Source organism: Flagellimonas algicida (genome assembly GCF_049629585.1).
In the GTDB taxonomy this organism is placed as follows: Bacteria; Bacteroidota; Bacteroidia; order Flavobacteriales; family Flavobacteriaceae; genus Flagellimonas.
The window spans coordinates 1,214,038-1,226,678 of sequence record NZ_JBMYIX010000001.1 but is presented as its reverse complement, the minus strand read 5'-3'; the positions used below and the strand labels follow the sequence as shown (position 1 = coordinate 1,226,678).

10 protein-coding genes are annotated in these 12,641 nt (G+C 44.2%); 2 read left to right on the top strand and 8 right to left on the bottom strand.

Features of this window, described 5'->3' with window-relative positions; translation table 11 throughout:
- Positions 1-2: 2 nt before the first annotated feature.
- Genes ACPD8L_RS05535 through ACPD8L_RS05525 form a run of 3 tightly spaced genes read right to left on the bottom strand, consistent with a single transcriptional unit; the run spans position 3 to position 3,277 of the window.
- Entirely contained in the window at positions 3-1,709 is a 1,707-nt protein-coding gene (locus ACPD8L_RS05535; protein ID WP_423942424.1) for a phospho-sugar mutase, read from the bottom strand.
- A 56-nt stretch (positions 1,710-1,765) separates the two neighbouring features.
- Positions 1,766-2,713, bottom strand: a complete 948-nt coding sequence (locus ACPD8L_RS05530) for a glycosyltransferase family 2 protein (RefSeq protein ID WP_116217999.1) — start codon at positions 2,711-2,713, stop codon at positions 1,766-1,768.
- A gap of 42 nt (positions 2,714-2,755) precedes the next feature.
- Positions 2,756-3,277: a DUF4199 domain-containing protein gene (locus ACPD8L_RS05525; protein ID WP_421809648.1), complete on the bottom strand. Its 522-nt coding sequence runs from the start codon at positions 3,275-3,277 to the stop codon at positions 2,756-2,758.
- 160 nt (positions 3,278-3,437) lie between these two features.
- Here ACPD8L_RS05525 and ACPD8L_RS05520 point away from each other — a divergent pair, with 160 nt between their 5' ends.
- Positions 3,438-3,707, top strand: a complete 270-nt coding sequence (locus tag ACPD8L_RS05520) for a type B 50S ribosomal protein L31 (RefSeq protein WP_116217997.1) — start codon at positions 3,438-3,440, stop codon at positions 3,705-3,707.
- A gap of 85 nt (positions 3,708-3,792) precedes the next feature.
- Positions 3,793-4,968, top strand: a complete 1,176-nt coding sequence (locus ACPD8L_RS05515; RefSeq protein WP_421809647.1) for a GlmU family protein — start codon at positions 3,793-3,795, stop codon at positions 4,966-4,968.
- Positions 4,969-5,006: 38 nt separating this feature from the next.
- Here ACPD8L_RS05515 and ACPD8L_RS05510 read toward each other — a convergent pair whose 3' ends face one another.
- The 5 genes from ACPD8L_RS05510 to ACPD8L_RS05490 form a co-directional block, all read right to left on the bottom strand.
- Positions 5,007-6,320 carry a sulfatase family protein gene (locus tag ACPD8L_RS05510; RefSeq protein ID WP_421809646.1) on the bottom strand — a complete coding sequence of 438 codons (1,314 nt, stop codon included), beginning with the start codon at positions 6,318-6,320 and terminating at the stop codon, positions 5,007-5,009.
- 128 nt (positions 6,321-6,448) lie between these two features.
- Complete coding sequence (locus tag ACPD8L_RS05505; RefSeq protein ID WP_421809645.1) at positions 6,449-7,480, bottom strand: metallophosphoesterase family protein; 1,032 nt, start codon at positions 7,478-7,480, stop codon at positions 6,449-6,451.
- A gap of 99 nt (positions 7,481-7,579) precedes the next feature.
- Positions 7,580-9,040: a hypothetical protein gene (locus ACPD8L_RS05500; protein ID WP_423942422.1), complete on the bottom strand. Its 1,461-nt coding sequence runs from the start codon at positions 9,038-9,040 to the stop codon at positions 7,580-7,582.
- Between the two features lie 14 nt (positions 9,041-9,054).
- Positions 9,055-10,503, bottom strand: a complete 1,449-nt coding sequence (locus tag ACPD8L_RS05495) for a hypothetical protein (RefSeq protein ID WP_423942420.1) — start codon at positions 10,501-10,503, stop codon at positions 9,055-9,057.
- Between the two features lie 70 nt (positions 10,504-10,573).
- On the bottom strand, positions 10,574-12,622 hold the full coding sequence (locus tag ACPD8L_RS05490) for an amidohydrolase family protein (RefSeq protein WP_423942418.1): 2,049 nt from the start codon (positions 12,620-12,622) through the stop codon (positions 10,574-10,576).
- Positions 12,623-12,641: the final 19 nt, after the last annotated feature.

Here is a 12,641-nt window from a genome sequence, read left to right as displayed (position 1 = left end):
ACCTACAAATTCAGTTCGGAAAGGATGCCGTCTATTTTGGCTTCCAACTGCGAATTTACGGATTTAAAATCCTCGGCCTTGTCCAATTTGGCATTTGTACTGATGTAAAACTTCACTTTGGGTTCCGTACCGCTGGGACGGGCGGCGATTCGGGTACCGTCCTCGGTTTCGTAAATCAACACATTGGATTTGGGCAGGTTGATGGTTTTTTCCTCACCGGTTTGCACATTTTTGGCGATGGAGGTATTGTAATCCTCAACCCACAATAATTTGGACCCTTGCACGGATTCCACAGGATTTTCTTTGAAATCCATGAGCATTTGTTTGATTTCCTCTGCGCCACTGATGCCTTTTTTGGTCAAGGAAATCAACTTCTCCTTATAGAACCCAAACTTGACAAAACAGTTGATCAGTTCCTTATAGAAAGAACCTCCTTCGGCCTTGGCACTGGAAGCGGCTTCGCAGGCGAGTAGGGTAGCGGTAACGGCATCCTTGTCCCTGACAAAATCCCCCACCATATACCCAAAGCTTTCCTCACCGCCCCCAATAAATTTGGAGTTGGGGAAATCCTTGATCATTTTACCGATCCATTTAAAGCCGGTCAAAGCCGTCTTGTACTCTACTCCATAGGCTTTTGCCATTTGTTCCACCATGGGAGTGGATACGATGGTTGAGGCTATGAATTCGTTGCCTTTAAATCCCTTTTCCTTGTAGCGGTCCAACAAGAATTTGGTCATCAGCACCATGGTTTGGTTGCCGTTGAGCAGTTCCATTTTCCCTTCAAGGTTTCTAACGGCTATTCCCAAGCGGTCACTGTCCGGGTCGGTACCCACCACCATGTCCGCACCAATTTCTTCGGCTTTTGCGATGGCCATGGCCAGTGCTTCCGGTTCTTCCGGATTGGGGGATGCCACTGTGGGGAATCCACCATCGGGCTTTGCCTGTTCTTCAATGATAGTGACATTTTTGTAGCCTGCGCGTTTCAATACCTCTGGAATGGCCGTGATGGAAGTGCCGTGCAAGGAGGTGAACACAATCTTGAAATCATCCTTGCCTTTGGTATTGAAACTGCCATTTTCCACAGAAGCTTTAAAGAAGGCCTCGTCTACCTCTTTGTCAATATGTTGAATCAGACTTTCATCGGCATTGAATTTGATATCCTCAAAGGAAAGGGAATCGATTTCCGCGATGATCTCGCCATCTTGGGGCGGGACAATTTGACCGCCATCTGCCCAATATACTTTGTATCCGTTATATTCCGGTGGATTGTGGGAAGCCGTGAGGACAATCCCCGCATGGCAACCCAAATAACGAACTGCAAAGGATAGTTCGGGGGTGGTGCGTAGTTCGGAGAACAGATATACCTTGATGCCGTTGGCCGCAAAGACATTGGCCACGGTTTTGGACAGCGTATCCGAATTATGCCTACAATCATAGGCTATCACCACTTTAAGGTCGGAGTCGGAATACGTTTTCTTTAAATAATTGCTGAGACCTTGGGTGTTCTTCCCCAAGGTATATTTATTGATTCTATTGGTGCCCACACCCATAATGCCTCGCATGCCCCCTGTGCCAAATTCCAAATCCTTGTAAAAGCGTTCCTTGAGTTCTTCTGGGTCGTTCTGGATCAGGTTTTGGATTTCTTTTTTTGTGGCATCATCAAAAAAATCGGTCAGCCAGGATTGTGCTGTGGAAGTAATGGCGTCCATAGTGTTTAGCTAAAATTTATTGTCTTAAAAATACAAAGATTATGGGTTGCAAACCCCTAAAGATTGATTTTATTGGAAATGGTATACCGTGTATCATTTTTTCTGGAGCGAACCATGATTTCACCAATAAACCCCGCCAAAAACATTTGGGTGCCTATGATCATGGCAGTCAGGGCGATATAGAATTGCGGTCGTTGTGTGATCAGGCGTCCGGTTGGGTTCAAAAACAGCTTGTCTATGCCCAAATAGAGGGAAAATCCGAAGCCTACGATGAACATTAAAACCCCCATGGCTCCAAAAAGGTGCATGGGTTGCCTGCCAAATTTGGAAACGAACCAAATGGTGATCAGGTCCAAAAATCCATTGATGAAGCGTTCCACTCCAAATTTTGTGGTGCCGTATTTTCGAGCTTGGTGTTGAACGACCTTTTCGGTAATCTTTGTGAACCCGGCATTTTTGGCCAACACGGGTATGTAGCGATGCATTTCGCCAGAAACTTCTATGGTCTTCACCACGTTATGATCAAAGGCTTTTAAACCACAGTTAAAATCGTGCAGTTTTACCCCAGAGGTTCTCCGGGCGGCCCAATTGAACAATTTGGATGGGATATTTTTGGTGATGACGGAGTCGTACCTTTTTTTCTTCCAGCCCGAAACTACTTGGTTGCCTCCTTGGACAATCAATTGGTACAGTTCTGGGATTTCCTCGGGATTGTCCTGTAGATCGGCATCCATGGTGATGACCACATTGCCCTGTGCTGCCTTGAACCCGGCGTGGAGGGCTTGGGACTTCCCATAATTCTTTAAAAAACGGATTCCCCTTACATGTCCATTCTTTTCGGAGAGATGGGTAATCGTTTCCCAAGATCCGTCCGTACTGCCATCATCAATAAAGATGATCTCATATAAAAAATGATTGGATTGCATTACACGTACAATCCAATCATGCAGTTCGTTGAGCGATTCTTGCTCGTTAAGTAAAGGAATTACAATGGAAATCTGCATTTCTTGTTTCTGGAATTCCCTTCAAAAGTAGTATTTTTTGCCTTAGTAGGCAGGTTTTGCCTTTTTCAAAATAAGACCGGTGATCAAACCCAAGACCAAGCCAATGACGCAACTGATGATCAAACCGATGGGGTAACTTATCCAGTTCATCTTTTTCCGCATCGTCACACCTTGTTCCCATTGTTCTTCCGTAAGCGATGGATTTTGTTCAAAGGTTTTTGGTTTTGCGATTTCCATGGCCTTGTCAATAAAATCAGGTTCTATGAAGTTGGTAAGGACATATTGGTACAATAGCGAGATAATGGCAGAAATCAATGCAATGCCAACAGCTACCTTTAAAGCTTCCCCGATTTTAAGATATCCTCCATTGGCCTTTTTAAATGCATTGACGCCCATAAAAATGGCTACGGCCGTTAAAATAACGGAAACGATCATGATTGGAGTGCTCATTTCGTAATGCATCTTTTGTGTGTATAGCATTACCCCGAATACTACAGAGACCAGGCCTAATAAAAGGCCATAGTTAAGAGCGAATTTACCGGTTTTTAGTTGTTGTTCTTCCATATAAAAAGTTTTTAGTGTTGATCTGTTTGTTAGTGGCAAAAAGCATAATTTTGTTACAGCTAAAGGTAGTTTTTTTCTTTTTTCCATTTTTAAAGTTGGAGGTATCAAAGAAATCATTAAATTTGCACCTCGAAAATTCTGAGATTAAGTATTTAAGACGATGAGAAAAGGTATACACCCAGAGAATTATAGATTAGTGGCTTTCAAAGACATGTCCAATGAGGATGTGTTCATCACCAAATCCACTGCAGAAGCGAAAGAGACCATCACCGTTGATGGTGTTGAGTATCCTTTGGTAAAGTTGGAAATCTCAAGAACTTCGCATCCTTTTTACACCGGTAAGACCAAATTGGTGGATACTGCTGGTAGGATCGATAAGTTCAAGAATAAGTACAAGAAATTCAAGAAAGAAGAGAAGAAGGCCGAGTAGGTCCTTACTTTCAACGAAATATATGAACGCTCCTGATGCTTTATCAGGGGCGTTTTTTAATTTTAGGGCAATCTAAATACGCGATATGAACTATATCCTTTCTGATGGTGATTACCGAAAAGCGATGCTTCCCTTCACATTTACCCGGCCCGTGGCCGAGATTCGTATAGGGATTTTGACCCTACGGGAGAAGTGGGAAAAATGGTTGCAGACGCAAGTCAGTTTCCGTACCGAGGAATATCTTTCTGTAAAGTTCCCACTTGTTGCCGCAGATAAGAATGTAGTGATCATAGGGAATATCCTTCCTGATGCCCCATTAGTGGAACAGATAAAACAGTTGGGGATGGGGCAAGCCTTGGTCTACAAAGACGAGGTGGTCGCCTACGGGACAAACGAACCGGAAAAACCTTTCCTCTTGGATGATTATGAAAGGGTTGAATATAAAGTGGAAGTCTTTGCCCTAAAAAATACATGGGATATTTTCAGTAGAAATGGAGAGGCCTTGGAAGCTGATTTTGAATTACTGACCAAGGGTAGGAAGAGTGCCTCCATATCGGACACCAATAGCCTGATACACCCGGAGAGAATCTTTGTGGAGGAAGGAGCTACGGTGGAACACAGTATCTTGAATGCCACTAAGGGGTCTATCTATATTGGTAAAAATGCCGAAATCTGGGAAGGAAGCCTTATCCGCGGTGGATTTGCCCTTTGCGACCACGCCATTGTAAAAATGGGCGGCAAGATTTATGGCCCTACCACTGTTGGACCTTATGGAAAGGTTTGTGGGGAAATAAACAACTCGGTTATTTTTGGACATTCCAGTAAAGGCCATGAAGGCTATCTGGGAAACTCCGTTTTGGGAGAATGGTGCAACATAGGGGCGGCTTCCAACAATTCCAATCTAAAGAACAATTACGCCAAGGTCCGGTTGTGGAATTATGATACCGAATCATTTGACCATACAGGGCTCCAGTTCTGTGGCCTTATGATGGGCGACCATAGTAAAACGGCCATCAATACCATGTTCAACACGGGTACGGTCATTGGGGTGAACAGTAACATCTACACGCCCGGATTCCCTCGGAATTTTATCCCAAGTTTTAGTTGGGGCGGAGCATCAGGGTTTAAGGAGTACCATCCCAAGAAAGCTTCTGAGGCTGCCAAGGTGATGATGGCCCGCAGGGGCAAGGAGTTTGACGAGGTTGAGGAAAATATCCTGAACAAGGTCTTTGAGCTCACGCAGAAGTGGCGCAAGTACTAGGGAAAGTCCACTGATTTCAGTCTATAAATTCTACAATATTATTTCCAATCTGGATGCCGTTTCAATTCCTTTTCCAAAGCAGTTTTAATATCCACTTGTTCGGTGGTAAGTGAATCTGAAAACAAGGGATTCTTTTCCAATAAATCGTTGCTCAGGTGATAAAACGTGCTGTCCGGGTACAATTTATAATCCAACGAACGCACAAATTGATTTCGATACCGGTTTACATTTTTGCCCCACTGGGGGTCATAATGAACAAATGCGGTTTCCCTTGGTGTATATGCCCCTCCGGTCAATAGCGGATAAAAGCTTTTCCCATCGGAACTGACCTCAGCCTTGACCATATCTCCAAATGTTGGGAAAAAGTCACTGAATTCTATCAGGTCATTAAAAACCTTACCTTCTTTGATTTGAGAGGGCCAATAGGCCACTAGGGGCACATGGGTGCCTGCATCTATGGTGTTTCCTTTGGCTCCTTGAACAGCGCCTTCGACCAGTTGTGATGTAATGGAGGGATGGGTGCCATTGTCCCCTGTGAAAATGATCAGTGTGTTTTCATCCAGTTGTAATTCTTCGAGTTTGCGAACAATCTTGCCCACAATCTTATCGGTGTAGGCAACCATGTCCTTAAAATAGGTGGTGTCGTTCTTATATCGGTTTTCGGAATCATTCCAATTCTGGGAATCCGGGGTGGGAACAAATGGGTCATGGACCAAGACCATGGGGTAGTATACAAAGAAGGGTTGGTCCTTTTTCCGTTCAATAAAATCCAGAATATAATTGGCAAAAATATCCGGGCCGTAATCATCCGAATTGCGGTCCAAGATTTGTCCATTTTGTTCGATCAAGGGGTCGGCATAGCGCCCACCATCGCTTCTTTGTTTGGTCAATTGCCATAGGCAGTATTCGTCAAATCCAAACTTGTTGGGCCTGGTATTGTCATTCCAATCCGATATGATGTCCTTATAGGCCAAACCGTTCAATTGCCATTTTCCGGCAATACAGGTTTCGTATCCTGCATCTTGCATCAGGTTCCCAAAGGTGTATTCTGAAAGGTTTAAATGTCCAAAATGATCATAATTGCGGTAATTGTATTTGCCTGTCATGATCTTTACTCTGGAAGGCGTGCATAGGGGTTGGGAGACGCAATTGGCAAAACGGATGCCCTGTGAGGCCATTTGATCGATGTTGGGAGTTTGGTAGGAAGTGGAACCATAGGCCCCAATACATTCGTACCCCATGTCATCGGCCATAATAAGAATCACGTTGGGCATTCGGGTGCTCTTTTCCTTAGTGCATGAAGCTGCGCATACGGCAAGCATTAGGATTAGGAGGTTAAATTTGGTTTTCATGGTGGTTGGAATGGTTATAATCTCTTGTAATGAAATCGGATTGGCCCTTTTTCAAACATAGGTGTTGGCAAAATCATAAATGTAATGGAAAAATACCTTGGAATCAATGGATTGAGGTATTTATGGAGTCACAGTTGCGAAATCAGTTGTTTGTCCTGTTCCGCCAAAGGCAAAAAGCTTATATCCAAATAGCCTCCACTGGCATTGTCATCACTTACTATTTGAGGTTTCCCTTTAATGGCTTCCAAGGAATTTTGATGGATGTGACCCGTAAATATGCCTAAGAGGTTCGGGGCATTGAAAACCTCCTTATGAAAGTTGAGCGTGGTGGCGCTATGCCCCTTTTCCGGCCATTTGGGGCGCCGTTCCAATTTAAAATTCCGGTCAGTGGCCGCATTCCAATTTGGATTCCCACAGCCAAAGGAAACACTCTTTCCGGGAGCATACATGGGAATATGTACCAACAGGACCAAGGGAACCCCACTGGCTACGTGCTCCTTAAAAAATGCCAGTTGCTCCTGATTGATTTGATAGGTGGAATTATCGATGGCCAAAAATCGCACCCCTTTGATGTCATAAGCGGCCATCAAAGGATGGTTTCCTTGGTAGAGGGGCAATAACCGTTTCTGGATCCAGGTATCGCGTAAATCCTCTAAGGATCCTTCCATGCCCTCGTAGTGCCAATCATGGTTCCCAGCAACGTAGATGTAGGGAATGCCGGTTTCCTTCAATTTTGACAATACCCACTCAATGGCCGCTTCGGAGGGGAAACTAAAAATATCCCCGACCAAGGTGATCACATCGGCATTGACTTTTTTGGCGAAAGCCAGGGTTTCTTCAAAGGCTTCTTCAGGATCGGTTTGTGCCCGTGTTTTAAAATGGGTGGTCTGATTATAGGCTTTGGCCATTCGGCCACTATATTCTTGATAAGGTATTCCCCTATCATCATCCTTGAATAAATGGGTGTCGGCAATATGAACCACCTTAATGGATTCATGGATGACCTCGGCATAGAAAAAGACTTTTTCCTGTTCCACGGTGGTACAGACCTTTAGGGGTTTATTGGTTTTCTTCCCCAAAGTACTTGAAAAAGCCTCCGAGGTAAGTCCCACCCCCATTAGGGCGGCAGTGGTTTTTTTAAAAAATGGCCTACGTTTCATAAACTATGGTTGGTTGGTCAAACACAAAAGCCCATGCAGGTCAGCCATATCTTTTGACCGCATATCATAATTTTCGGGCGATAGCGTACTTAAAAATAATCATTCCCGTGTTATGGTAAAATATTCTCCAATTGCCCCATATTGTAAAATATGGTCATAGGTAGGGTCAAATTCATTACGTAGAAACTCTGGGTAATCCCTATCCTGCAGGTAAATCGTGGATGACTTATACTCCATTTGATCAAAAGGAATCAAATCGGGATACATGGTATAGAGCTCGTCCGGAAGAGCAGATAGTGTTGGATAATTTTCTGGGTCACTTTCTATCCCCCAACTGGTGATATTGCAATTATCAGTGCCCAATGGTTCCGAACCTCCAAAATAATCAGACCTTCTTACATAACTGGTGTTCGTTGTAAGATCAAAGCCATTGATGCCGTCTTGGGTAAAACTTATACTAGGCTTTTCGGGTAAGGAAGTGATATTGGGCTTTGGTCCCAATAGGTGGTAATGGTAGCGTGCATTTTCATCAATTGTCATGTTAAAAAAAGTTTTGTAATGCGTAAATCGGTCCAGAAAACCTAGGGGAATCTGCATACCATTGTTAACATCGTTGACTTCCAGACAAAAATACCCGGTATGGGTCTTAAAGCTGGTTTCATTTTCATATCCTACCATTTGCAAGGTATAACGTTCGTTTTCAGGAATCACAGGAAAATAAGCATAGCTGTCGAAAGGTTGGAAATTTCCATAGTCAATGGTCAGGTCACTGCCCGCATCGGGGTTCTGAAAAAAGAGATACTTTAAACCTTCATCGGCATGTAGGATACTCATCATATAGGTAGTGTCTTCCCAATTGTTGATCGCATATTCAATAACTTTTGTGAATCCACCGTTTTGGGAGGTTTCGGCGGTAGCTCCAAATTCAGCGAATCGTAGAGTGGATATGTTACCTGAATTCACATTCCCCACGTTACTTATAAAGTTATTGAGTATTGGATATTGTCCTGGAATATTCTCTAGAGTCAATGTGAAAGATCCCAAATTGTTAAAAGGATTTCCGGGCAATCTGGTCTGGTATCTGGATTTTACCCAACTACTTCCTTTGGAAATGCCGGGATAAGACATGATATTGGATTGAGAACCATCACAAGACATACTTACGTTGTCTACAGTAAAGTATCGGGTTAGTTCCCTGTAAGAGAATAGGGTAACGGTAAATGTTTCTGTCAGTTCCGAGTCCAAGGCCGTGAACTCCAATGTCTGTCCACTTTCATAGGGCTTATGGTCTAAAATATCCCCGTTGGAATCATACAAAATGACCCAATTATCCTCGTTGTCAGTTTCTATTGTTCCATCAGATAAAAAGGTAAAATAAACCACAGGTTCTGGTTCCGGTTCTGGCTCGGGTTCTGGCTCGGGTTCGGGTTCCGGGTCTGGAGTTGAGCCCACGGGCTCTTTTTCAACAGGGGCTTCTTCCTTGGAGCAGCCAATGGCCAAAAACAAACTGAAAAATAAAAGCAAAAAAACTTTTGGGGCGAGGTTGGATTTTTTATTCATGGTAAAGGTTTCGATTATTCTTTTTTTACCCAGAAGCTTTCAACTTCTTGGCCATATTGGATGGTATCGTCATAATAGGAATCAAATTCAAAACGGATATGCTCCGCATAGTCTCTCCCTTTTATATAAAAAATTGACCCGGAATACTCAATTTCATCTAAAGGGGCCATATCTGGATACTTGGTGAGCAATTCTTCGGGAAACTCGTTTATCACGGGGTAATTTTGTGGATTGCTTACCACGGACCATCTTGTACTGTGGCAAAATTCCCCAGAGGTTGGCCAGGGTGTTGCCCAGTTATCAATTCTTCTTATGTAATTGAGGTCGGTAACCAAATCAAACCCATTGATCTGTTCAAGGGTGTAGCTTACACTTGGTTTTTCGGGATAGGAACTAATGTCCGGTTTAGGACCAAATAGGGTGTATTTATATTCCGTATTGTCCCGCACTATCCGCACGTCACTTCTGTAATGGGTGAAGCGGTCCAAATACCCAAAGGGTATCTGCATACCATTGTTCACATCATTGATGTAGATGCAAAAGTAGCCTACATCTGTCTTGAAGCTGTTTTCGTTCTCAAAAGCTCTAAGGGCAACCGTATAATCATCATTTGATGGGATTGCAGGAAGGTATGAGTAACTGTCAAAGCTCTGAAAGTCGGCATAATCCAAGGTTAGGTCATGGCCTACTTCAGGATTTTGGAAGAAGAGGTATTTCAATCCTTCATCTTCATGCAGCACACTCATCATATAGGTGGAATTCTCCCAGTTTTTCACCTGTTCGGTGCTCACCGTAGTAAATCCTCCATCATATGTAGCTTGATTGTTGTGGCCGAACTCTATGTATTTGAGGGTGGTGATGTTACCTGCGTTGTCATTATCCAGATTCCATCCCGAATTGTTTAGAATTGGATATTCACCAGGAACATTGGCCAAGGTCAAAGTGAATTCTCCCAGATTGTTTGGTGTTGGACTTGGTTGTACACTGGAGGGAATATACCTTCCTTTTTCCCAATGGCTCCCAATGGCGATATCCGGGTAAGTTGTGGCCGAGGTTTCGGTACCTTCACATGATTGAGAGGTTCCATCCACATCAAAATAATGCGTATAGGGTTCATTTTGAAGGATGGTGACGGTAATCTTTCCTGTGGGTTCTTCATCTTCTGCCCTGAACTCTACCATATCCCCACCTTCATAAGGTTTATAATCCAATAGATTCCCTTCGGAATCATGTATGATTATCCAATTGTCCATTTCACTGGTGTCTTCCGTAGTCCAATATGAGGTGAAAGTAAAATAGGGAGGAGGTTCTGGATCTGGCTCGGGTTCCGGCTCAGGTTCCGGAGTTTGCCCCACAGGTTCTTTTTCTGTTGGGGAATCCCCTTTTGAACAGCTGCTTATCAATACAAGACAAAAGAAAAGTAAGGGAATACTCCCCAAGGTGAGGCCGATTTTTTTTACCATATATTTAAATGTAGGATAAAAATTACATTTTTAATAAAAATATTAGATGAAAGGAAAAAATAGGGTCATGCTACTGCTTGACTTCCGGTTTTTCCGTAAAAGGCCGTATCCCAAACGCGGGATACACTTCTGTGGGATAGTAAAACGTACCTCCTTTGGATACCAATGAAATGGTCTTGATATCCTTGATGTTTTCTGCAGGATTACCGGGCACCAAAAAGAAATCGGCCAGTTTTCCGGGTGCAATACTGCCCAGATTATCCTTTCCGAGGTATTGGGCCATGTCGTAGGTGGCCAATTTCAGCAATTCAGCAGGAGTATAGCCCAGTTGTTGGTAGAGCTCCAGTTCGCGGTGCAGGAAGAACGCCCCGCCCAAATCGGTTCCAGGGACTATAAAAATGCCTTTTTCTTTCATAAGGGTAATGGTCTCCACAATTTTTTGATAGGCTTCCTTGTAGGCTTTGTCCTCCTCTTCATCGGCAATCTGTGCCATGGCCACTTTAAAACCGCGTTGCTCGTTGGGAGGTAAGTGGTCTATAAAATCTGTGGTGCCGGGAGAAATTTCACCGTTTCGGGAGAGCATCAATAACTCATGAATGGCCAAGGTGGGGTCTATTGCTGTGTTATTGGCCACAAAAAGGTCCAAGGTTTCCTGTACCTTGGGACTGTTCAAGTCCAACTCGGGGAATCGCTTCATGGCCGTTAGGCGCAATAGGGTACGGGTATCCTCCTCTGGCTCCAGTACCCAACCCAACATGGTTTGGTTAATGTGGGTCATTTCATCAAAACCAGCCCTGAGCATGGCATTGGCATTGGAGAAGGCAGGTACGTGTCCTGTAACAAACATACCCTTGTCATGGGCCTTTTTAACGATGTCCGGAGCCCAATCCCCATTCATGCTATTGTATAGTTTGATTCCATAGAAGCCCAAACTGTCATAGGTGTCCACGGCGGCCAAGGCTTCTTCCTTACTTTCCACCAAAATACCATTGTTGCTGTTGTACGGACTTTTTCCTTCAATAAAGCCGAGACGGGTAACACGTGGTCCGGCCAGCACTCCAGATTCTATTTTTTCAATAAGGTTGCTCAACACTTCGGTATCGTTCCCCATATCCCTGAACGAAGTGACCCCTGCCAAAATATTCAACAAGGCATCGTCATCTCCGGTATGGGCGTGCATTTCAAAAAGACCGGGCACCAAGGTACCTCCGTTGCCCTCGATTTCAACCTCACCTTCACTGCCTTGGGCATCAGGAGCCTCAATGGCGGCAATCTGTTCGCCATCGACCACTACGGAAACCGGTTCGGACAAGGCCAAAGCTTCTGGGTCAAAAACGCGGACATTGCGAATGCGTACTTTACCATCATACTTGTGGGCAAACTCTTTTTGTATGTTTTCATACCGATCGGCGGAATAATTTTCCGAGAGTTCGCGCATATCCTTTTCCACGGCCTCATATCCTTCCCGAATGGCAATGTATCGAGGGGTGATGTAGGCAAAGAAACGCTGGGCATCATCCAATATAAAATAAGAAGGGTCCAACCCTGCGCCGGATAGGGCATAGGAGGTCAGGGTCAATTCACTATCACCTGAAGGGTTGGGAACACTTAAAGTTTCCATTTCTTGCAAGGTCAGTTGACCTGCCGGGAGGACCTCCAAAGTATTTTCCGGGGCTTGGAGCAGTACTCTGGCTGTCAAAGCGTCCCCGTACGGACTTCCAAATTGATTTACGTATAGTTTTGGGGTTTCAATTGTGGCATTGCCTGAACCCGTGGCATCGGTCCACGAGGCATTTTGGCCATCCAAATTGTACTCCTCGTCAACGGCATTGCCAAAAGTGGTGTTCCCGGTTATGTTCCAATGAACTGGAAAGCCATCAGCGTTGAGCACGATGGTTTCTTTCATGGTTGGTCCACGTCCATTGTTCTTGTAGTCATAGTCAATGAGAATGGTATCTCCCGAAATGTGGGTCTTGAGATGTCCTACCTTGTTTTCGCCAACTATGACGGTATAGGTTTCATCACCTTGATAATTAATTAGGGAAGCAGGAGAGGCTTCTTTTTTACAGGAATAGGTGGCCAGAACAACAAGGCCCAAGAACAGCAAACGGAATTTCATACGGGTTGATTTTTAGTAC